Origin of the sequence: Lysinibacillus sp. NPDC093712, assembly GCF_050280025.1 — a bacterium.
In the GTDB taxonomy this organism is placed as follows: domain Bacteria; phylum Bacillota; class Bacilli; order Bacillales_A; family Planococcaceae; genus Lysinibacillus.
Window position 1 is genome coordinate 967,897 of sequence record NZ_JBNNUU010000001.1, and the last position, 21,657, is coordinate 989,553.

At 35.3% G+C, this 21,657-nt stretch carries 20 protein-coding genes; 15 read left to right on the forward strand and 5 right to left on the reverse strand.

All coding sequences use genetic code 11. The features are described from left to right. The first annotated feature begins 70 nt into the window (after positions 1 to 70). The 9 genes from ACQKNX_RS05155 to ACQKNX_RS05195 all read left to right on the forward strand — a co-directional run bounded on the left by ACQKNX_RS05155 (position 71) and on the right by ACQKNX_RS05195 (position 7,095). Entirely contained in the window at positions 71 to 967 is an 897-nt protein-coding gene (locus ACQKNX_RS05155; RefSeq protein WP_427427886.1) for a DegV family protein, read from the forward strand. A 154-nt stretch (positions 968 to 1,121) separates the two neighbouring features. After that, on the forward strand, positions 1,122 to 2,327 hold the full coding sequence (locus ACQKNX_RS05160) for an EAL-associated domain-containing protein (RefSeq protein ID WP_427427887.1): 1,206 nt from the start codon (positions 1,122 to 1,124) through the stop codon (positions 2,325 to 2,327). Positions 2,328 to 2,754: 427 nt separating this feature from the next. Then, positions 2,755 to 2,928 (forward strand): hypothetical protein, encoded by a 174-nt coding sequence (locus tag ACQKNX_RS05165; RefSeq protein WP_427427888.1) that lies wholly within the window; start codon positions 2,755 to 2,757, stop codon positions 2,926 to 2,928. 376 nt (positions 2,929 to 3,304) lie between these two features. Further along, complete coding sequence (locus tag ACQKNX_RS05170) at positions 3,305 to 4,057, forward strand: SDR family NAD(P)-dependent oxidoreductase (RefSeq protein ID WP_427427889.1); 753 nt, start codon at positions 3,305 to 3,307, stop codon at positions 4,055 to 4,057. A gap of 169 nt (positions 4,058 to 4,226) precedes the next feature. Continuing rightward, on the forward strand, positions 4,227 to 4,427 hold the full coding sequence (locus tag ACQKNX_RS05175) for a hypothetical protein (RefSeq protein ID WP_427427890.1): 201 nt from the start codon (positions 4,227 to 4,229) through the stop codon (positions 4,425 to 4,427). Positions 4,428 to 4,554: 127 nt separating this feature from the next. Further along, positions 4,555 to 5,286 (forward strand): class I SAM-dependent DNA methyltransferase, encoded by a 732-nt coding sequence (locus ACQKNX_RS05180; RefSeq protein WP_427427891.1) that lies wholly within the window; start codon positions 4,555 to 4,557, stop codon positions 5,284 to 5,286. Positions 5,287 to 5,337: 51 nt separating this feature from the next. Beyond that, positions 5,338 to 5,781 (forward strand): NUDIX hydrolase, encoded by a 444-nt coding sequence (locus ACQKNX_RS05185; protein ID WP_427427892.1) that lies wholly within the window; start codon positions 5,338 to 5,340, stop codon positions 5,779 to 5,781. Between the two features lie 12 nt (positions 5,782 to 5,793). After that, the gene (locus ACQKNX_RS05190) at positions 5,794 to 6,213 is read left to right on the forward strand and encodes an NUDIX hydrolase (protein ID WP_427427893.1); all 420 of its coding nucleotides are present in this window, start codon (positions 5,794 to 5,796) and stop codon (positions 6,211 to 6,213) included. Positions 6,214 to 6,243: 30 nt separating this feature from the next. After that, positions 6,244 to 7,095 carry a leucine-rich repeat domain-containing protein gene (locus tag ACQKNX_RS05195; RefSeq protein WP_427427894.1) on the forward strand — a complete coding sequence of 284 codons (852 nt, stop codon included), beginning with the start codon at positions 6,244 to 6,246 and terminating at the stop codon, positions 7,093 to 7,095. Between the two features lie 111 nt (positions 7,096 to 7,206). Here ACQKNX_RS05195 and ACQKNX_RS05200 read toward each other — a convergent pair whose 3' ends face one another. Both ACQKNX_RS05200 and csaA read right to left on the reverse strand, forming a co-directional pair. Next, positions 7,207 to 8,160, reverse strand: a complete 954-nt coding sequence (locus ACQKNX_RS05200; RefSeq protein WP_427427895.1) for a TRM11 family SAM-dependent methyltransferase — start codon at positions 8,158 to 8,160, stop codon at positions 7,207 to 7,209. Positions 8,161 to 8,554: 394 nt separating this feature from the next. Then, on the reverse strand, positions 8,555 to 8,887 hold the full coding sequence (gene csaA, locus ACQKNX_RS05205; protein WP_401016549.1) for a chaperone CsaA: 333 nt from the start codon (positions 8,885 to 8,887) through the stop codon (positions 8,555 to 8,557). Between the two features lie 323 nt (positions 8,888 to 9,210). Between csaA and ACQKNX_RS05210 the strand changes: the two genes are divergently transcribed. Both ACQKNX_RS05210 and ACQKNX_RS05215 read left to right on the forward strand, forming a co-directional pair. Beyond that, complete coding sequence (locus ACQKNX_RS05210; protein ID WP_427427896.1) at positions 9,211 to 9,633, forward strand: MarR family winged helix-turn-helix transcriptional regulator; 423 nt, start codon at positions 9,211 to 9,213, stop codon at positions 9,631 to 9,633. 73 nt (positions 9,634 to 9,706) lie between these two features. Next, the gene (locus ACQKNX_RS05215) at positions 9,707 to 11,056 is read left to right on the forward strand and encodes an MATE family efflux transporter (RefSeq protein ID WP_427427897.1); all 1,350 of its coding nucleotides are present in this window, start codon (positions 9,707 to 9,709) and stop codon (positions 11,054 to 11,056) included. Positions 11,057 to 11,097: 41 nt separating this feature from the next. Here ACQKNX_RS05215 and ACQKNX_RS05220 read toward each other — a convergent pair whose 3' ends face one another. After that, positions 11,098 to 12,138 carry a serine hydrolase domain-containing protein gene (locus tag ACQKNX_RS05220; protein ID WP_427427898.1) on the reverse strand — a complete coding sequence of 347 codons (1,041 nt, stop codon included), beginning with the start codon at positions 12,136 to 12,138 and terminating at the stop codon, positions 11,098 to 11,100. 165 nt (positions 12,139 to 12,303) lie between these two features. Further along, positions 12,304 to 13,122: a Ku protein gene (locus ACQKNX_RS05225; protein ID WP_427427899.1), complete on the reverse strand. Its 819-nt coding sequence runs from the start codon at positions 13,120 to 13,122 to the stop codon at positions 12,304 to 12,306. Positions 13,123 to 13,224: 102 nt separating this feature from the next. Here ACQKNX_RS05225 and ACQKNX_RS05230 point away from each other — a divergent pair, with 102 nt between their 5' ends. Continuing rightward, positions 13,225 to 15,051: a DNA ligase D gene (locus ACQKNX_RS05230; protein ID WP_427427900.1), complete on the forward strand. Its 1,827-nt coding sequence runs from the start codon at positions 13,225 to 13,227 to the stop codon at positions 15,049 to 15,051. Positions 15,052 to 15,112: 61 nt separating this feature from the next. Here the strand turns inward: ACQKNX_RS05230 and ACQKNX_RS05235 are convergent, their stop codons facing one another. Continuing rightward, positions 15,113 to 16,066, reverse strand: a complete 954-nt coding sequence (locus tag ACQKNX_RS05235) for an MBL fold metallo-hydrolase (protein WP_427427901.1) — start codon at positions 16,064 to 16,066, stop codon at positions 15,113 to 15,115. A gap of 141 nt (positions 16,067 to 16,207) precedes the next feature. Here ACQKNX_RS05235 and ACQKNX_RS05240 point away from each other — a divergent pair, with 141 nt between their 5' ends. From ACQKNX_RS05240 to ACQKNX_RS05250, 3 genes are all read left to right on the forward strand, one after another. Beyond that, positions 16,208 to 17,692, forward strand: coding sequence for a methyl-accepting chemotaxis protein (locus tag ACQKNX_RS05240; protein ID WP_427427902.1), 1,485 nt, complete (start codon positions 16,208 to 16,210; stop codon positions 17,690 to 17,692). Between the two features lie 341 nt (positions 17,693 to 18,033). Then, the gene (gene acnA, locus ACQKNX_RS05245) at positions 18,034 to 20,739 is read left to right on the forward strand and encodes an aconitate hydratase AcnA (RefSeq protein ID WP_427427903.1); all 2,706 of its coding nucleotides are present in this window, start codon (positions 18,034 to 18,036) and stop codon (positions 20,737 to 20,739) included. A 154-nt stretch (positions 20,740 to 20,893) separates the two neighbouring features. Continuing rightward, positions 20,894 to 21,367: a MarR family transcriptional regulator gene (locus ACQKNX_RS05250; RefSeq protein ID WP_427427904.1), complete on the forward strand. Its 474-nt coding sequence runs from the start codon at positions 20,894 to 20,896 to the stop codon at positions 21,365 to 21,367. Positions 21,368 to 21,657: the final 290 nt, after the last annotated feature.

Here is a 21,657-nt window from a genome sequence, read left to right on the forward strand (position 1 = left end):
CTGTCTATGTATAGTTGCATAAGCTATAAGGATAATAATATTTTACAATAGACAAGGAGCACAGCATTTAATGAAAAAGAAAATAGCATGGGTTACAGATACAGCAGCATTGTTAGATGAAAAATTCATACAGGACAATCAAATTCACGTTTTACCACTTAATATTGTTTTTGATGAAGGTGTATTACGAGAAACTGTTGATATGACACATGATGAATTTTATGACAAACTTCGTACTACTAAAACACATCCAAAGACATCTCAGCCTGCCATAGGTGATGTGGTAGAGTTATATAAATCGTTAAAGCAGCAGGGCTATGCCTGTGCTATTGCTATTCATACTTCGCAACATTTGTCGGGCACTTATTTAAGCGCTTTCACGGCAGCGCAACAAGCGGAATTTGAGGTATATCCAATCGATTCAAAAATCGGCTCATTTCCAATGATGAAAATGATTGAACTTGGTCAGCAATTAGAGCGAGAAGGTTTCGAACCGAATCAAATCGTTGAAAAGATAAATGAACTTGCTGATCACAGTGAGCTATCCTTTATCCCGGCAAGCTTATCTCAATTGCATAAAAGTGGTCGCGTTTCAGGAACACAGGCATTTTTGAGTCACCTATTAAATATAAAGGTCGTTATTTCTTTTGAAAATGGGAAAGTTGTTATGAAAGAAAAAGTACGCGCAGCAACAAAAGCAAAAGCATATGTGGAAAATCTTTTAAGTAACGATTTGGAATCAAGTATTATCCCAGAGGTAGCAGTTATTCACTGCAATAATGAAAAAGGCGCGATTATTTGGAAATCAGCTTTAGAAAAAGCTTATCCTCTTATTACTTTTCGTGTTCTGCCATTGAGTGCTTGTGTTGGCGTTCATGCAGGAGAGGGTACGCTTGGATTGAGCTGGGTGCGTCTGCCAGAACTTATAGCACCGAAACGGCAAGAAAAAGAATTAGTGACCATTTAAAGTGATTGGCTATTGGCCAAAAATTGTGCATGTGAAGTTGCGAAATTCCTATAAACACACTATTATACAGTCAGAGAGCTTTTTTATAAAATGTACTGTAGATGTAATGTTATTTTTGAATAATAATGATTATTCAAGTATGGAGGTTTCGACAATGGACGCAATTGAAGTGTTAACTAATTTAGACCAAATACATGGGTATTTTCAACCTATATTTAGCGCTGATGCGCATACGGTGATTGCCTACGAAATTTCCGGTCAGTTACAAATAGAAGGACAGCAAATTAACTTAAAAGACTTTGTTAATAATGAAGATATTCCAGAAGAATATCGTATTGATATGGAACATAAAATTTTGCACGCAGCACTAACCCAAATAGATACAATAGCATCTGACATTGATATTTATATTCCTAGTAATCCGAATTTGTTAATGCAAGATTTCGGTGAAAGTCACTTTAATATTATTCAACAATATATTGGCGAAGAAGACTTACACCGCATCGTATTGGTGGTTTCCGAGCATCGGTTTTTAGGTGATATCAATAAACTACACCATGCACTTCGTTATTTTACAACATTTGGTGTGAAAATAGCTGTACAGGAAGTAGGAGCTGAAAGCCATTTAGAGCATATCGCATTATTATCACCTCAAATTTTAAAGGTAAATATTCGCGATTTGAATTATGATTCGTGGTCTGCTCAATCCGACATGATTTCTGCAATTGGAAGTTTGGCTTATAAAATAGGCGCAAACCTATTGTTTGAAGGGATTGGTACAGTTTATCAATTGCAATTTGCTTGGAAAAATGGCGGACGCTTCTATCAAGGTTCGTATTTAGCAAATGCTGCAAAGACATTTGTGGAGAAAGATATATTAAAGGAACGTTTTAAAGAAGAATGTCAGCAATTTATTACTTCTGAAAAGAAAATGCTTGAGGCACAATATTTCGAGTTAAAGAAATTAAGAGAAGAGCTAGAAGCAATTGTTCATCGTGTAAAACCTTCTAGCGATAATATTTCACAATTAGAGCATTTAGCGGAACTATTAGACCATTATTCTTTCCGATTATATATTTGTAATGAGGATGGTTTCCAATTAACGCCCAACGTTATGCGTTTAGAAGGGAAATGGGAATTACAGCCAAACGCGATTAATAAAAATTGGAGTTGGCGACCGTATTTCCTGCAAACGATTATTAAAATGCGTAATGATCAAAATGGTGAAATTTCAGAACTATATCGAGATATCGAGACAGGGGAAATTACACGAACGTTTTCGATTGCTATTAATGAACACGAATATTTATTCGTCGATCTTTCTTATGATTTTCTCTATGAACATAATATATTTCGATAGAGTGATAAATGCTTATATATCAAGGGTTGAGGGGTACAAATTTAGTTTGTACCCCGATAAGTACCCCGAATCAACCTAAAAAATTATAATTCATTCAAATTGAATTAAGCGATGAAAGCTTCCGGAATATACAATTCAATAACAACCTTAGTATCGTGGCTCACCGTATGGACCTTGAGAGTGATAAGAAATTGTATATAATTTATGATTTATTACCGTGTTTAGCTGAACCAGATTTAGAATATTTTAATGAATTAAGTACTTAACCGATTTTTAAGGTTGAGTATTTTTTTATGCAATAGAGTAGCGTAAAAGATTCGTCTCTTAAATTAAATAAAAAAACTTTTAAAAAATCGAAGGGTTTTTACAAATAATGTCTAATATAGTAATTGTAGTGCAAAAAATAGATGAAGGAGTGATTGAAATAATGAAAAAGAAAAAAACTATATGGTCAGTGGCTACTGCAATGCTTCTAGTAGTGACTTTATCATTTGGTGCGAGCGCAAGCGCGACAAACGAGCAAGGAGGAGGTGGCAGCGGAGGGTATCCTTCTAAGCCTCCAACATGTGTTCCTGGAAAGGCATGTCCAATCCCAGTTTAAATGTTTAATGAAAACTAAACTACATTCAAAGGGCACCCAATTTGGGTGCTTTTTTCCGTCCTGCTGAATGAAGCTAAAAGTTAGAAAGAATTCCTAACGTGCGCATTGCAGATGAAAATAGAAGATTTCATTGCAATGGGGTTTTATTTGTTTATTTAGTTACATTTATTGGTTTCCTACGTTTGGATAATTATATAGGCTGTATAATAACTTATATTAATTTTTGCAGTCTTTTAGTATTGCTAGAGTTAAATTCTATCTTTAGATAATAATAATTTAATTTTTTGTTTCATATAAATTTTGTTAAATAAAATTCCTTACAAATGACAATTTAATTGCTAAGTTATATTTATAACAAATATTTAGGAGGGAAACTATGCAAAACTTACTTGGAAAAGTGATTTTAATAACAGGTGCAAGCTCAGGAATTGGACGTGCTACAGCGGAATTACTTGCATCTAAAGGTGCAAGGATCATTGTTAACTATCTTTCGAATGAAAAAGGGGCTTTAGAAACAGTACAGTGCATTCAAGAGAATGGTGGAGAGGCGATGCTTATTCAAGCGGATGTCACAAATAAAGAGCAAGTGAATGCAATGGTGGATCAGGCTCTAGCATCCTTTGGGAAAATTGATATTCTAATTAATAATGCTGCTGGTGGTATACGACAAAGTACGTTTATGGATGCAAGTGAAGAATTGTGGGAAGAAACATACAGGCTAAACATTATTAGTGTTCTTTTATGTTCACAAGCCGTATTAACACATATGATTCCAAGAAAAGAAGGCAAGATAATCAATATATCTTCAACTGCTGCTCGCATTGGAGGTGCTGGTGAAAGCATTCATTACGCTTCTTCCAAGGGGGCCTTAAATACAATGACGATTGGCATGGCTAAAGAACTAATCGAATATGGCATCATTGTAAACGGAGTGGCACCTGGAATGGTGGAAACGCCTTTCCATGAAAAGTTTGCGCCAAATGATGATCGACTTTCTCGCATGTCTGCAACTATACCTATAAAACGAGTAGCACAACCAGTTGAAATCGCAGAAACAATAGCTTTTCTTGTATCTGATGCTTCGAATTATATATTAGGTGAAATCATTAATGTTAGCGGGGGAAGATAGTTTTTTATTTAAATGGATTTAAAGATAAAATAATTGATTCTAAAGAAATAATATATAAGATTTATAAAAACGATTATGGAAATAGAGATTATTTTACCCAAAATCACATGAATATTAACATAGAAGTTTAGTGACAAAATGATTTAAAAGGAAGTGGAAGTTATTTCTTATGAAAAAAAGAAGAGATTTCGGTTCATTTATCACAGAGCATGGTTCATTTATGATTACCGCATATTTTGTTGTGTTTTTTATCATTTCAAAAATATTTTCTTTTTCTGCTATTGATAATTGGATTGTCATTTTTGTTGGTTTTATTATGACCTTAATAATGATGAAAATTAGAAAGGATAAAGAGAAGCAAAATCATTAGCGAAATAAAATAATGGGGCACATATTAGCGAGGACTAATTTGTGCTCTTTTTATTTTTGATTTATTAAACAATATTTATCTATTGTAAGGTATGATGATTAGTGAAAATCTACAAGGAGTGAATCGCATGGAATACAGTGGTGTAGCAGCTTACGACGATGCAACATTTTTCAACGAATACTTAACGAGAAGAAATCGTGTAGAAAGCCCGAACAATATGATCGAAAAACCGATAATGTTAGAACTTATGAGTGATGTAAAAGGGAAAACGGTGTTAGATTTAGGATGCGGTGACGCTCAGTTTGGTGTTGAACTTTTACAAAAAGGATGTATCCAATATGACGGTGTTGAAGGCTCTGAAAATATGGTAAAAGAAGCTACTAAAAATCTTAATGAAACAAAGGGGAATGTGTATCTTTCTTCAATGGAAGCATGGGATTTTCCAAAAGAACATTATGATTTAGTTGTTTCACGATTAGCTCTACATTATATAGCAGATTTAAAGAGTATCTTTATGGAAATTCATAAATCCTTAGCTTCGAACGGAAAATTTATATTTAGTGTTCAGCATCCAGTATTAACTTCATCAATAAAAAGTGCAGCAGCTTCAGCTACTAAGACAGATTGGATTGTAGATGATTATTTTTATAGTGGCAAAAGAGTAGAACCTTGGATTGATAAAAAAGTTGTTAAGTATCATCGGACAGTTGAAGAATATTTTCAACTTTTAAAGCTAGCTGGATTCAAAATTAATGATATTCGAGAAGGAAAACCAAAAGTCGAGAAATTTAGCAGTGAAAGTGAATATCAACGAAGGATGAGGATTCCACTCTTTTTAATCTTTTCATGTGATAAATAAAATTTTCTGCTTTCCAGACAGCTCTCGTTGTAATAGCACGTGAGGTGAATTATGGATATTAAAACGTTCGGTGAAAAAGATGAAGAAATAGAATACATATTACGACCTGCAGTCTATTGTGTAATGTTCAATAGTCAGAAAGATAAAATTGCAATTATTCAAACAAGTAATGGTAAGTTTTTTCTTCCAGGTGGGGGCTTAGAAAATAATGAGACACATGCGCAATGTTTGAAAAGAGAAGCACTTGAGGAAATGGGAATGGATGTTACAGTAGGTCCTTTTATAGGACGCGCACGAAGATATTTTTATTCTACAATTGAATTAAAATATTATCTAAATGATGGCTTTTTTTACTTATGTAATACAGGTAGACAAATTGCTAGTCCTATAGAGGAAGATCACTTCCTTAAATGGATGGAACCAAATCAGGCAAAAGAGATTTTATTTCATGAACATCAAAGCTGGGCTATAAATGAAGCAATAAGATGTAAATAAAAGGGGAGGTTTATGTTGCCGATTAAAAAAGCTTATGGTTATATAACCCGTGTTAAAGAAGGTATAATACAGGTGTTAGTTTTTCGTCATTCGGTTATGGAAGCTGGAATACAGATTCCTAAAGGTACAGTAAAACCTAAAGAAAGCACCTATCAAGCAGTAATAAGGGAAATGAAAGAAGAAACGGGATTGAAAGATTTCAATGTCGAAAAGCTACTTGCAGAAGACATTTGGGAAAATGATGAAGGTGTTGTACAAAATCGATTTTTTTACAAAATACATGTATTTAAAACACTAGATGAATGGGATTACGCTCCAACCGGTGGAGGAGATGAGGAGGGGCTAATATTCCATTATTTTTGGATTTCATCAAAAGATGAAGAGGAACTAATTCGAGGTCACGGCGATTATTTACATTTAATTTTTAATTAATTTATTTGAAACAAACGAGGAGAAAAACTAATGAAATTAAAATTCCACCATATGAATTTAGATGCTTTACCCAATTTAGAAGTACCTATAGCAGCAATCACACATTTAAGCTTATTTGATAATGCGTTCACGACAATCCCTGTTGAAATTTACAACATGAAAAATATAAACACATTAAATATATCTGTTAATAAAATCAGTCATATGTCTGCTGCAATCGGGGACTTAACAGAGCTAGTCATGCTAGATGCAGGGCATAATGATATTGCAGTGATTCCACCTGAAATTGGAAATTTGCACAACATGGAGGATTATTTATATCTTCATAATAATAAATTACAATCCATTCCACCTGAAATCGCTAAACTAGTCAAAGTAAAATATTTAAATCTTAGTGATAATCAATTAATAAAATTACCAGAAGAATTTGGGCAATTAAGCAAACTAATAGAACTTCGTGTCATTAATAATCAATTGACAGAGTTGCCGACAACTATTGGTGGTTTACGTAATTTAAAAGAGTTGCACTTGAAAAATAATCAACTAACAACGCTTCCAGACAATGTAGGTGAGTTATCATTATTACGGGTTTTAGACGTGGAAGAAAATCAATTAAAGGCTATTCCTCAATCGATACTTAAATGTTTAAAATTAAGACGATTAAATTTAAGACATAATCAATTGACAACATTGCCGGAAGAGATTGGACGATTAACAAATTTATTGGAAGTTGATTTAAGAAGTAATCTTCTAACAGAGCTACCAAAATCGTTGTTGGAAATAGAAGGATTAGAACGTCTGGATCTTAGATGGAACCACGATTTACAAGTACCAACTTGGTTAGGTGAATTACAAGAAAGAGGATGTATCGTGTATTTATAGTTATAAGTCATGTGCAAGATCGCCATTTGGCTGATGCATACGATTTTTTGAAATCAAGCAATCAGCCATTGGGCAATTTTATGATTATGTGGACACATACATCACTTAGTATTATTCACATAATAAAATCTGACGTAAAAATGTGTGCTTTTTAGCAATGCATCGGTCTGATATTACCAATCCAGCATCTGCTATCAAGTCATCAATAGTTTCAATTGTAACAATAACAACTCTATCGGCAATGCGACGAGCATGTTTGATAATATCAAATTGATCTTCACGTGATGAATGCGTAAATAAGTTATATGGTAAATCAATTATCGCTACATCATAGTGGTCCGTTACTTCTGAGATGGGACCTAATGTAATTTTTCCTTGTAATTCAAAATAGGCAATGTTTTCGCGTGAACCATTGCATACAAGGGGATTCATATCTCTTCCTTCCATATTAATTCCCATGGAAAGAGCTTCGATTATTACCGTTCCTATACCACAACAAGGATCAATAGCACGAATGTTTTGAGGCTGAGGAACCGCAATGTTCGCAACAGCCCGAGCTACTCTTGTGCTCAGCGCCGTTGAATAGCTATGTGGCTTGTGTAAATGTTTACGCCAAATGGATTCACTTTTGCTATGTATGCCAAAGTACCATCTTCCATCTATAAATAAAAGGCCAAAGACAACTTCAGGGAAATTAAGGTCTGGTTCTCCCTCAATACATAGTCCTATTTCGCGTTCTATCAATCGACGCTCTGATTGAGGGATTTTTTTTGTTTCACCTATATCAAAATTATTTAAACAAACCACTTTATAGGTTTTTGCATTTACTATTAGATTGGTCACTAATTCTTTGATGTTATCTATGCTGTTATCTTCATACAGCACTTCAAGTCGATCTTGAATAAAAGGACTACGGCTAGGGTCGACCTCAATATTGCTTATAATAAAATTTGATTGGGAATCAACATTAAAAAATGAACGCATCTCCATTCTACATAGATCGTACTCGTCTACGTGATGTACATATGTGTATATATATTTACTCTCACTTTGTATGTTACGCAATTAATTCATCCTTTTCTAATTACTATTGCTCTAAATCCTCAATTCTTTATTTACTAAAAAAGACAACTAAATATGAGGATGTCTATGTGCACTAAATTTTAAGTCTAACATAGTTTCAGTAATAATTGAATTCTTAGGAAGAAAGTAGGTTTTGCTGCCAAAATTTTGACCGATTTTTTGCAGCATAATAATAGACGAAAATACGTGAGACTAAATAGAAAAAAGAGTCACTTCCATATAGAAAGTGACCCCAAAACAGGAGAGTTTTTGTAAGGCTATTTAAGCTTTACACTACTATTAATATGCTGATGAAGCTATAAAGAAATAGCCATTTGCCTGTGAAATAGATTAAAAAAATCCTTTGAAATCGTTAGAGTAAAGCTAGATAAGTTACTTAACTAATTTTAGTGCCATTTGGTACTGTTTGATCAGGTGTTAATAAAATAACATCTCCTTCTATAGGCACGCCGCCGATAACTAGAACCTCTGATTTAAAGCCTGCTACTCGACGAGGAGGGAAGTTGACAATTGCTACTACTTGTTTACCAATGATTTCATTTGGTGTATAACGTTTTGTAATTTGTGCGGAGGATTGCTTAATTCCTAAAGTTTCTCCAAAATCAATGTTCATTTTAATCGCTGGAACACGAGCTTTCGGTAGTTCTTCTGCTTGGATAACCGTACCGATTCGAATATCAAGTGCTATAAAGTCTTCAATGGTCGCCATAATTGTACTCCTCTTATATGTGTTTTTGTAAATGTTATCATAAAATGGTTTAATATCTAAAGAAAGATATTTCTTGAAGTGGTTATGATTGAACTGAAGAATCGCCGATAAAACGTACAGAATCGCCGATAACTTCGTGTGAATCGCCGGAAGAACGCTAGAAATCGCTGATAAACTATGTGGAATCGCCGATAAATTTTGGAAAATGATACTCGGAGAATTAGTTAGATTTCTAACTAAAGTGATTGACTTCTAAAGATCGATAATTTATTATTAGTTAGAAATCTAACTAAAAAGAAAATCTAATTGAAAAAGGTGATACGATGAAAGAAGTCAATTATCAATTTCAAATTCGTATGATTGGTCATCAAATGAAGCAGCGAGGAGACAAAAAGCTCGAATCGTACGACATTACGATTGAACAGGGGCATGCTCTAGATTACTTAGTTTCACATATGGAAGAGGGCATTACGCAAAAACATATGGAGAACGTCTTCCAACGTAGAGGCTCTTCGATTTCAAGTATTGTGACGAATCTTGAGAAAAAGGGTTTAGTTGAACGTAAGACGGATTTAACGGACGAACGTCGTAAAATTATTCGACCGCTTCCAAAGGGCATAGCAATCGTTAAGGATTTTCAAATGTTTTTTAAAGAGCTAGATGACGAGATGACAAAAGACTTCTCAAAAGAGGAAAAAGAACAGCTTATATTATTGTTAAACCGCATAATTAAAAACTTAGATTAAGAAGGCTGATTGATTCAGTTCTTCTGCTTATTTAGTTAGATATCTAACGATTTATTAAAAAGGAGAATTTTATATGGAGAACACATATTATTTTGAGAAAGCGCCCATTGCAAAAGCTGTAGCTCATTTCTCATTACCAATGATGCTCGGAATGTCTGTCAGTGTCATTTATACAATATTAAATGCCTATTTTATCGGTTTACTACACGACACAGTTATGATGACAGCCATCACACTGACAATTCCTATCCTTGCAGTGTTAATGGCACTTGGGAATTTAATTGGAGTAGGGGGCGGTACATTTATTTCACGTCTGCTCGGAGAAAAAAAGCTTGAACAAATAAAAGAAGTATCATCTTTTTCATTTTACGCCTCTATTGCTTTAGGAATTATCGCCATGCTGGTAGGGATTGTAGCTACTAATAGCATTACAACAGGGCTAGGTGCCAGTGCAGCGGCTTTTGACTACACGAAGCAATATATTTTAGTAATGCTAATAGGTTCGCCATTTATTATATTAAACTTTTCATTGGAGCAAATTGTACGTGCTGAAGGTTCTGCAATCGTATCAATGGTCGGTATGTTTATAAGTGTTGGCATTAATTTAATTTTAGATCCCATTTTTATTTTCGCTTGTCACTGGGGTGTTCCAGGTGTTGCATTAGCGACACTTATTGGTAACATCGGAGCGGTAATTTATTATAGCTGGCATATAATTCGTAAAAGTGAGAATTTAACTTTATCAATGAAATATTTTAAAATTGAAAAATCAGTCGTTTTTGAAGTGTTGAAAATTGGTATTCCGATTGCGCTAATGAGTGCTTTAATGGGATTAACAGCATTGGTGTTCAACAATTTTGCTGCTAGTTATGGAGATGCAGCAGTTGCGTCTTATGGTATATCACAACGTATTTTGCAATTTCCAGAGCTTATTATTATGGGACTTTGTGAAGGTGTTGTCCCACTGATTGCCTATAATTTTACATCTAATAAAAAACGTATGAAATCAACGATAAAATTTACGAGTATGACAGTAGCGATTCTCGCAGCATTATTTGCGATTCTTGTATTTTTAACGGGCAATCACTTAGTAGGTATATTTACGACAGACTCACAGTTAATTGAATTAGGAAGTTATGTGATTAAAGTCATTTTCCTTTCATTATTCGTCACTGGTTTTACATTCCTTATTATCGGAATTTTTCAAGCGACTGGGCAAGGTAAAGCAGCGATGATAATGTCTCTGACACAAGGTCTCATCATGATACCAATTTTATTTATTATGAGTAGTATCGCAGGATTCCATGGAATCATTTGGTCCATTTTTATAGGGGATTTCCTTACTTTCTTAATTGGCATAAGCGTTTTATATGTTTTGCGCAATAAATTAACGGTTAATATAGAAGAACTGCAATTTGACTAATGATAGAAAATGAAAGAGCAAGTGTTGGCTAACATGCTCTTTCATGTGCAAGACATGAACGATTTATATAGATCGCCAATGATTCCTTTCATTTGATGAACACCTAAATCTGTATTTGTCATAACGATAAATCCTTTTTCTAAATACGGATAGGCAACGAGCATGCATTGAAATCCTACCCCCCAACCAAGTGAGGAAATTTCAACTTCATGTTCTGAGCCATCAAGAAATAAGCCTAGACCAGTCCATGCCTTGCCTCCTTGTGGTTGAATAAACGCTTTGGCAAGCTTTGCAGAAATACCAATTTTACTAGACCCCTTTATAGCATTCATAAATTCTAGCAGTAATTTCGCTAAATCAGTGGGGGAAGTCCATAAGCCACTAGCAGCAGAATAAGGGTAAATGGGATAATTGCCTGTAACTAATTCGCCATTTTGATGATGACCACAAGCGAATATTTTTTCTTGTGATTTTGTAATAGACGTAGAGAAAGTACTATTTGCCATGTTTAACGATTTAAAAATAAGTTCGTCCATAATAGCGTCGAATGATTGTTTCATAACGTCTTCTATTAATTGCTGAATTATACAAAAGCCCGCATCTGAGTAATGAAATTTATGCCACGGTTCATTTGACACTTCAATTCGACTTTGACAGTAGGGAGATTTACCATTTAACAAGTCTACGATTGAAGAAGGTTTAGCTTGAAGAGCGTGTAATGGGGAAAAGCTATCAGCAGGGTCAATAATCCCTGATTGATGACAAAGCAAGTTACGTAATGTCACTTTTTTGTGCTTCGTGAATGGATTTTCGGGTACTTTCCACGCTTTTAGTTTCTCATTAACATCCTCATCTAAATTTAAATAACCTTGTTCTACTAATTTCATCACTAACATGCTAGTTAAAAATTTACTAATTGAGCATGCATTGAAAACAGAATGTTCATCTACTTGATGATGTGTTCCTGCTTTAAGAGTCCCGTGGTGTTCTATTTTACTGATCTGCCCATTTTCAATAAACAATAAACTTAACCCTTGCACACGATAATGTTTCATTCGTTCTTCGATGTTTATGTTAGACATTTTTACACTCCTTCCTTTCATTTTAGTGTATCACAAATGGCGAACGTATGTTTTTTATTTGTCATTTTCACATGAGACGTCGTTTTTTTAACTCAAATGAGCACATAATAAAGGCATCGAGAGTAAATTTCTCGATGCCTATCTTTTTGTGAGACAGAGCGTCCATTACGCATTTTTCTTCGTTTTCGTTGCTCTTTTTCTTGTTGCTGGTTTTTTCGTTTTATCTAAAGAAGCTTGAAGTGCTGACATTAAATCGGTGACATTATCAGGTAGAGGACGTTTATCGCTTGTCGATACTGTATTTGTCGCTTTCTTTTCCTCGATAAGTTCCATCAAAGCATTTCGATATTCGTCCGTATATTTTTCTGGATTAAACTCAGTGGTTAACTGATCGACAAGCATTAACGCAGCGTCCAATTCCTTTTGAACTATCGTTGGCTCGCTCGGAATATTTGGAACATCTTGTACACTTCGTACTTCATCAGGAAAATGGATTGTTTCCATCACTAACGCATTTTGATAGACACGAACGATTGCAAGCTGTTCCTTTGAACGGATGATAATTTTAGCAACACCAATTTTACCTGATTCCTCTAATGTTTGTCGCAATAGAGCATACGCCTTACTGCCAGTAGTATCAGGTGATAAAAAATAAGTACGTTCAAAATAAATGGGGTCAATTTCGCCTAATTTAACAAAATCTATAATTTCAACGACCTTATCTTCATTTTCTTTACGTAAGTTTTCTATTTCTTCTTCATCAAGAACGACAAATTTATTTTTTGCATATTCATACGCTTTCACTATATTTTCATCTGTAACTTCTTGGTTGCAGCCTTCACATACTTTTTTATAGCTTATTGGTGTATGGCATTCTTTATGAAGCTGTCGCAATTTGATGTCTTTATTTTCTGTAGCTGCATGTAATTTTACAGGAATGTTGACAAGTCCAAACGATATACTGCCCTTCCAAACTGTATGCATGTTGTCACCTCGTTTTTCTTACTATGTTATATTTTGATGATTTTTATGTATGCTAAATAGAAATAGTCACTACTGGACGAAAAAAGAAAGTAGGTGTGCATCATGAAACCAATGTTATTAACAGAAGCAATGGAACCACCAACAGGGGAAGAGTGGTTTTACGAAGCAAAATACGATGGTTTCCGCTGTATTTTACAGTGGGCTGAAGAAGAACCCATTTTAATAAGTAGAAATGGTAATGTTCTTAATCATTTGTTTCCGGAGATTATTGCGTATTGTAAAACTATTTATAATCAAATTAAAGCTTATTTACCGTTAACATTTGATGGTGAACTAGTCTTTTTAATGAACAACTATAAAAGTGAATTTTCAATCGTACAACAAAGAGGTAGAATGCAAAATAAAGAAGTAATAGCTGCACACGCAAAATCTTTTCCATGCCATTATGTTGTATTTGATTTACTATATTTGAAAGGGGAAAGCCAAGCGAATCGCTATTTAAAGACACGTAAACAGCAATTAACGACCCTTTTTACTAATTTGCAGCTGCCGACTACAATTAATTATGAAGAGACCCGACGTTTGCAAGCAATTGATGTTTTCGAGGCGAGTCAAACTTTATGGCATTTAATAACTAATAATAATGGCGAAGGTCTTATTGCGAAGAAAAAGACGAGTAAATGGCAGGAAGATGTACGCTCTACGCAATGGATAAAGATAAAAAATTGGAGAATTGTTTCGGTGATTGTCACCAAATTTGATAAAGGAAATGGTTATTTTCATGGTTATGTTGAGCAACAGGGCGAATTAACAGAAGTTGTTGTTTTTAGACATGGTATGAAAAATGATGATTTAAATACACTCATAGCGTTTTTCCAAGCAAATGGTCGCAAACTGAATGAGACATGGCAATTAGAACCATCCATCTGTGTTGATATAGCATGTATAGACTTTGATGGCAAAAAGTTAAGAGAGCCACGATTTCATGCATTCCGATTAGAGATGGATCCACAGGAATGTAATTGGCAACAAATGCAACGACAGCTAATGCCGATACCTAAAAGTGTACAAGTAACACATCCAAACAAGCCGATATGGCCAGACATCCGTATTACAAAGGATAGCTATTTGCACTATTTACAACTGATATCACCCTTTATGCTGCCTTTTTTGCATCAACGACCTGTGACATTAATTCGTTTTCCTCACGGGGTACCTGGTGAGAGTTTTTATCAAAAAAGCAGTCCAGACAATCTGCCGGAATTTGTCGCAACGGAGAAAGTTAGTGATCATCAGGTAATTCTATGCAATAATCTTGAAACTTTATTGTGGCTAGGAAATCAGCTTGCGTTAGAATTTCACATTCCTTTTCAAACAATCGACACTGATAAACCGACTGAAATCGTTTTCGATTTAGATCCGCCTTCGGTAGATGCATTTCCACTTGCAATAAGTGGTGCACGCCACTTAAAAGAAATATTTGATTATTTTAAGTTGCAGTCATTCGTTAAAACTTCCGGGGGCAAAGGCTTACAAGTTTACATTCCATTGCGATATAATGCTTTTTCGTATGAACAAGTACGGCAATTTACAGCGTTTGTATGTCGTTTTTTATGTGAGCAAAAACCTGAATTATATACAATTGAGCGGTTAAAGAAAAATAGAAATGACCGATTGTATTTAGACTATATTCAACATGCGGAAGGAAAGACTATCATTTCACCATTTTCAACACGTGGTAATCCAATGGGTTTAGTAGCTACACCGTTATATTGGGACGAAGTAAATGAACAACTAAGACCGGAACACTTTACAATACCAGCTGTCATTGAGCGAATCAAACAAGTAGGCAACCCATTTAGAAATTTTCGAGCAATAGGGGAGGAACAGGATTTTCATTCAGTGCTCCAGCATTTAAATAATCAATGACTGTCGTAAAAAAATCAGCAATATTTCTCGAAATAGTATGGAGAAACATTGCAGATTTTTGTTAGACGTTTTTCTTTTTTTGTAAATAGTCGAGAATACCCATGGCCGATACGATTGTATCATAAGGAATCGTTTGGTAGACAGGATGGCTTTCTGCTATACCGTTTTCTTGTAGAAAATGATGTAATAACGTTTGTAATCCTCTATCTAACAATTTAACTTGTTCCGCAAATGTATCAGACGCTGCTAGTGCCTTTTCACCTTCAGCTAAAAACAATGGTGTCCAGTAGCGTACTTGCCGATAAGCTTCAGTAGGGTTTTGATATGCACCGTAATGACCGAAATACAATTCATGTACATTTAGTTCCTCGTATAATTGAATAGATTTTTCCATCGTTTCAGGGTCGTACTGATTAGGGGAGGTAGAAGGGATGATTAAATCAATTGCTTCCTCCGCCATCTCTGGATATCGAACGCCCGTAGTATCACCTACAAACAATCCATTTGTAGCAGAATAAAGCATCGATACGTGGTGCTTTGCATGACCTTCCGTATGATAAAACGTAAGCTGTTGACTGCCTAATGACAATATATCTCCATGTCCGGCTTCAATAATTCGTTCTGGAGCAATGGGCACTATTGGGTCGAAAAGGCGCTCGAATTCATTACCATATACAGCTTTTGCACTTGCAATTAGACGAGTTGGATCAACCATATGTGATATGCCACGCGGGTGTACGACCAACTTTGCGTTTGGGCAGCTTTGAAGGAAAAGTCCCGCTCCACCCGCATGATCTAAATGAATATGAGTAACAATGACATAATCAATATCTTCTAATGTAATTTGCAATTCATTTAAACCTTCCATTATATAGGGAACTGAAGGACTAGCTGATGTCTCGACTAAAGCAATTTTTTCATCAATCAGTAAATAAGCACTTGTACGTTCCTTCCTATTTAAATCATTTGTATCAATGCAAAAAAAGTTTGGTGCTATTTTTTGCGTTCGCTCCATCAAATAAATCTCCTCCTAATTTGAAAAAACCTATTTTTTCTCTAAAATACCTTTTTTATCTACAAAAAATAGTAGTTATACTATATAATAATGGAAAAACAAACTGAATGTCCATTCATTTTTAAAAAGGAGAAAGATATAATGGAGAAAAATATCCGCTATGACACACGTAAAGTTCATCAAGTAAATTTAGCAATCATTTCAATTTTGGCCATTCTTATTTGTGGTCCTATGATTCTGTCGAAAGGTATTGTATTTTTATTCATTGGTCTAGCGGTAATTGCTTTAGCTATATGTAATTACTTTTTACCAATTCGTACATATGTTAAAGGTTTTATATTCGGCATGATTCCTACATGTATTGTCTTTACATTGTTTTTACTTGATAGCTTTTCATTAAACAAACATTATATTTTGCTTTGCACAATTGCCATTATTGCGTTGTATTTTAAAAAGGAGCTAATAGTCTCTTATGGGGTTATACTAAACAGTTGCTTTGTTATTTTATATATCTTTAAATCAGAATCGTTACTGGGGCCTTTTAACGATATTATTGTATTCGTTACACTTTTAGCTATTACAAATGGGGTAATCATCGTTTTCTTCCTACTTGCGAAATGGGGAAATGAACTTATTACACATGCAGCTACCCAGCAACATGCAGTAAGGATTTCTCTCGAACAGCTACAGGCGACCTTCCATCAAATTGAGCAAAGTAGCGATCAACTAGATGAGCATGCAACATTATTTCAACAAACTATGAATAATATTTCAGGATCGAGTAAGCAAATACTTCAAGCAACCGAAGATATTGCAGCAAGTATTCAACAAGAGGCATCAAGCTTACAAGTGATTCACGGCACAATGAAGCAATCAGTACACTTTGTAAATAAAACATTTACAATATCAAAGGATACTGTATCTAAATCAAGTGATCTACAACAGGAAGTGTTAGCTGGTTGGGGAAAAATGCAAGAAGCGATGGCTCAAATGGGGGTAATGAACAATGCGATGTGTTCAACTGCTGATACAGTCCAAGCGCTACAGCATAGTTTGCAAACCGTTGATACGTTATTAAAAGGAATCCATCATATAGCGCAGCAAACTAATCTACTAGCGTTAAACGCGGCTATTGAGGCAGCTAGAGCTGGTGAGCAAGGAAAAGGTTTTGCTGTTGTTGCAGATGAGGTTCGGAAATTAGCTGAAGAAAGTGCTGCTATTACTGTTAGCATTACAAATGTAACAAAAACATTATTTGAAAAATCTACGGAAGCGCAACAACGTTCAAGTGAAGGGGAAAAAGCATTACAGTACGGAGAAAGTCTGTTGCAGGAAGTCAGCCATTTTTTCAATGTATTAAAAGAATCTTATGCAAAGACCAATACAGATTTAACAAGTGGTATGAATGAATTAAGTAGTGCTATCCAACAGTTTGAAAAAATTCAACAACAAATTGAAAAACTAAATGAGATGACCGAAGAGAATGCAGCTTCTACAGGTGAGATTTTACTTTCAGTAGAGGATGAACATCAAATGCTTGAAATGATGACGACTACAACGGATCAAATCCAAAAGCTGAGTATTAGGTTGAAATCACTTGTTACAAATGAACGGTTAGCAACATAACATAATTGCAACATCAACTTTTTCTCTCAAAATTTGGTGCATTAAGGATATATTCCTTGTGTTTTTATAGTAAACAAATAGTTTTGCTATTGTTCAAAACTATATATGAATATTTTTTAAAGAAATGTTCACAATAAATTAGGCCGAAATATGTCATTTTCGTCACAAATTCGCTCATTCATGTAAATTAAACGAGTTAAATTTAATGTCATAAGAAATACTTATTGAAAAAGATAATATTAATGTAATTTACTTATGAATATAAATACGCTATCATGGGTGGTGGAGAAAAGATGCTTTACATTAGGCCTTTTCAAAAAGATATTTAGGGGGATCCGCAAATGGCACAAGGTAATTTACACAACAGCCGTGCATCATTCGAAGTTAATGGTAAAACTTACAATTATTACAACTTAGCTGCGATTGAAAAAGCTGGCGTTGCAAAAGTTTCAAACCTTCCTTACTCAATCAAAGTTTTATTAGAATCTGTTTTACGTCAATATGATGCGTATGTAATCAAAGAAGAACACGTAAACGAATTAGCAAAATGGGGTAACGGTGCTGATCCAGAAGCAGAAGTACCATTCAAACCTTCTCGCGTTGTATTACAAGACTTTACTGGTGTACCAGTAGTAGTTGACCTTGCATCTCTTCGTTCAGCAATGAAAGAAATGGGCGGCGACCCAAGCAAAATCAACCCTGCTATTCCAGTTGACCTTGTAATTGACCACTCAGTACAAGTTGACAAATACGGTAATGCATCTGCATTACAAGCAAACATGGACCTTGAATTCGAACGTAACGCTGAGCGTTATAATTTCTTAAAATGGGCTCAAACTGCTTACAATAATTTCCGTGCTGTACCACCAGCAACTGGTATCGTTCACCAAGTAAACTTAGAGTACTTAGCTCCAGTTGTACACGTAAACGAAAATGCTGACGGTACATTCGAAACATTCCCAGATTCAGTAGTAGGTACTGACTCACATACAACAATGATCAACGGTATCGGCGTTCTTGGATGGGGTGTTGGTGGTATCGAAGCTGAAGCAGGTATGCTTGGTCAACCTTCATACTTCCCAATCCCAGAAGTTATCGGTGTTAAATTAGTTGGCGATCTTCCAAACGGAACTACAGCAACTGACTTAGCATTAAAAGTTACACAAGTTTTACGTCAACGTGGCGTAGTTGGTAAATTCGTTGAGTTCTTCGGACCTGGCGTATCTAAATTACCACTAGCTGACCGTGCAACAATTTCTAACATGGCTCCTGAATATGGTGCTACATGTGGTTACTTCGCAATTGACGAAGAATCATTAAACTACATGCGTTTAACTGGTCGTGACGAAGATCACATCGCGGTTGTAGAAGCTTACTTAAAAGCTAACCACATGTTCTTCGATCCAACATTAGAGCCTGTTTACACTGATGTATTAGAAGTAAACTTAGATGAAATCGAACCAAACCTTTCTGGTCCTAAACGTCCACAAGACTTAATTCCACTATCTCAAATGCGTTCTCGTTACAAAGAAGCAGTAGTGGCTCCACAAGGTACTCAAGGTTTCGGTTTAACAGAAGCTGAATTCGAAAAAACTTCTGTAGCTAAATTTGCTGAAGGTGATGTAGAAATCCCAACAGGTGCTGTAGCAATCGCTGCAATCACTTCTTGTACAAATACATCTAACCCATACGTATTAATCGCTGCTGGTTTAGTTGCGAAAAAAGCTGTAGAAAAAGGTCTAACTGTACCTAAATGGGTAAAAACTTCTTTAGCACCAGGTTCTAAAGTTGTAACTGGTTACCTTGAAGATTCAGGTTTACAAACGTACCTTGACCAAATCGGTTTCAACACAGTAGGTTACGGTTGTACAACATGTATCGGTAACTCAGGTCCATTACTTCCTGAAATCGAAGACGCTATCAAAGACAACGACTTATTCGTAACGTCTGTTCTTTCTGGTAACCGTAACTTCGAAGGCCGTGTACACCCACTTGTAAAAGCTAACTACTTAGCTTCACCACCACTTGTTGTTGCTTATGCACTTGCTGGTACTGTGGATATCGACTTACAAAAAGATTCATTCGGTAAAGACAAAGATGGTAACGAAGTATACTTCGCTGATATCTGGCCTGCAACTGAAGAAGTTAATGCAGTATTAGGTACTGTAGTTAACCGTGAATTATTCCAAAAAGAATACGAAACTGTATTCACAGCGAACGAAAAATGGAATGAAATTGAAACATCAACTGAGTCTCTATACACATTTGATGACAAATCAACTTACATTCAAAACCCACCATTCTTCCAAGGTCTTGCTAAAGAGCCAGAAGCTATCAAAGGCTTAGACGGCTTACGCATTATGGCGAAGTTCGGTGACTCAATTACAACTGACCATATTTCTCCAGCTGGTGCAATCGGTAAAGATACACCTGCAGGTAAATATTTAATCGAAAACGGTGTTGCAATCCGTGACTTCAACTCATATGGTTCTCGTCGTGGTAACCACGAAGTTATGATGCGTGGTACATTTGCAAACATCCGTATCCGTAACCAAGTAGCTCCTGGTACAGAAGGTGGATTCACTACTTACTGGCCAACAGGCGACGTAGAGTACATCTATGACGCATGTATGAAATACCAAGAGCAAGGTACTGGCTTAGTCGTACTTGCTGGTAATGACTACGGTATGGGTTCTTCTCGTGACTGGGCTGCGAAAGGTACATTCCTACTTGGCGTGAAAACTGTTATCGCACAATCTTACGAGCGTATCCACCGTTCAAACTTAGTAATGATGGGTGTTCTTCCTTTACAATACTTAAACGGTGAATCTGCTGATTCTCTAGGTTTAACTGGTAAAGAAGAAATCTCTGTAAACATTACTGACAACGTAAAACCACGTGATATCTTAACAGTTACTGCTAAATCTGAAGACGGTACAGTTAAAACTTTCCAAGCTTTAGCTCGTTTCGACTCAGAAGTAGAAGTAGACTACTACCGTCACGGTGGTATCCTACAAATGGTTCTTCGCGCGAAAGCTGCTGAATAATTATTTTATCAAAACCGATCTCTTAGGAGATCGGTTTTTTTTTTGCGGAATTGGCGGAACACCGATGTTAAAGTGCTCTCTAATATTGTTGAAGTAGAAACAAAAATTTACTATAATATTGTTAATGCACCAACGAGTAGGAGGGCGGCTGACCATGAACAAAGAAGAACAAATTATCATGGGATTTCGGGACTTATATAACAAAATGGTTTGGCTTAATAAAGATAAGATGGAAGAAAGCCTTAAAGGGCATACACCTTCAGAGGTACATTGCATCGAATACATTGAAAAAAATATAGATTCCAATGTAACTAAACTTGCGGAGTTCTTTTACATGACGCGCGGTGCCATTAGTAAATTAACGAAGAAACTTATAAAAAAGGGCCTTATTGAAAGCTATCAAAAGGCGGATAACAAAAAAGAAATCTATTTTAAACTTACTGAACAAGGAAAAGTAATTTTTAATATCCATGAGGAGCTCCACAAAGAGTTTCGAGAGCGTGATAAGATCGTCTTTGACCAGATAACTGATGCTCAATTAGATAGTATGCTTAGCTTTGTAGAAAAGTATCGGGCGCATTTGGATGCAGAAATAAAGAAACAAGATAAAGATTTGAAGCAGGAATAAGTTCGGATAACAAAAAAGTAGCCTTATTCTATCAAGAAAAGGGTTGCTTTTTTATTATTATTATTTTATTGTTGAACAGGAAACAAAAGCGTGTTATTATTTTGTTTCTTAGGAAATAAAAAATGTTAAGTCCGGATTCAGTTTAACACTGCTCTATATTAAAGGTAGCGATAAGCTAAGGTACACTGAATACAACAATCGCTAATAGCATTAGGTACTTAATTACTTTTCTCAATGTAGTGAAGGAATTTAAAAACTTAACGAACCGCAACAGATTGTAAGGTCCTAAT

Bases quoted from the DNA above. Each gene is read 5' to 3' on its own strand.
- ACQKNX_RS05235 (WP_427427901.1), bottom strand. From the start codon at position 16,066: ATGGAGCGAACGCAAAAAATAGCACCAAACTTTTTTTGCATTGATACA.
- acnA (WP_427427903.1), top strand. From the start codon at position 18,034: ATGGCACAAGGTAATTTACACAACAGCCGTGCATCATTCGAAGTTAAT.
- ACQKNX_RS05195 (WP_427427894.1), top strand. From the start codon at position 6,244: ATGAAATTAAAATTCCACCATATGAATTTAGATGCTTTACCCAATTTA.
- ACQKNX_RS05210 (WP_427427896.1), top strand. From the start codon at position 9,211: ATGAAAGAAGTCAATTATCAATTTCAAATTCGTATGATTGGTCATCAA.
- ACQKNX_RS05240 (WP_427427902.1), top strand. From the start codon at position 16,208: ATGGAGAAAAATATCCGCTATGACACACGTAAAGTTCATCAAGTAAAT.
- ACQKNX_RS05190 (WP_427427893.1), top strand. From the start codon at position 5,794: ATGTTGCCGATTAAAAAAGCTTATGGTTATATAACCCGTGTTAAAGAA.
- csaA (WP_401016549.1), bottom strand. From the start codon at position 8,887: ATGGCGACCATTGAAGACTTTATAGCACTTGATATTCGAATCGGTACG.
- ACQKNX_RS05155 (WP_427427886.1), top strand. From the start codon at position 71: ATGAAAAAGAAAATAGCATGGGTTACAGATACAGCAGCATTGTTAGAT.
- ACQKNX_RS05185 (WP_427427892.1), top strand. From the start codon at position 5,338: ATGGATATTAAAACGTTCGGTGAAAAAGATGAAGAAATAGAATACATA.
- ACQKNX_RS05250 (WP_427427904.1), top strand. From the start codon at position 20,894: ATGAACAAAGAAGAACAAATTATCATGGGATTTCGGGACTTATATAAC.
- ACQKNX_RS05215 (WP_427427897.1), top strand. From the start codon at position 9,707: ATGGAGAACACATATTATTTTGAGAAAGCGCCCATTGCAAAAGCTGTA.
- ACQKNX_RS05225 (WP_427427899.1), bottom strand. From the start codon at position 13,122: ATGCATACAGTTTGGAAGGGCAGTATATCGTTTGGACTTGTCAACATT.
- ACQKNX_RS05175 (WP_427427890.1), top strand. From the start codon at position 4,227: ATGAAAAAAAGAAGAGATTTCGGTTCATTTATCACAGAGCATGGTTCA.
- ACQKNX_RS05165 (WP_427427888.1), top strand. From the start codon at position 2,755: ATGAAAAAGAAAAAAACTATATGGTCAGTGGCTACTGCAATGCTTCTA.
- ACQKNX_RS05220 (WP_427427898.1), bottom strand. From the start codon at position 12,138: ATGTCTAACATAAACATCGAAGAACGAATGAAACATTATCGTGTGCAA.
- ACQKNX_RS05170 (WP_427427889.1), top strand. From the start codon at position 3,305: ATGCAAAACTTACTTGGAAAAGTGATTTTAATAACAGGTGCAAGCTCA.
- ACQKNX_RS05160 (WP_427427887.1), top strand. From the start codon at position 1,122: ATGGACGCAATTGAAGTGTTAACTAATTTAGACCAAATACATGGGTAT.
- ACQKNX_RS05230 (WP_427427900.1), top strand. From the start codon at position 13,225: ATGAAACCAATGTTATTAACAGAAGCAATGGAACCACCAACAGGGGAA.
- ACQKNX_RS05180 (WP_427427891.1), top strand. From the start codon at position 4,555: ATGGAATACAGTGGTGTAGCAGCTTACGACGATGCAACATTTTTCAAC.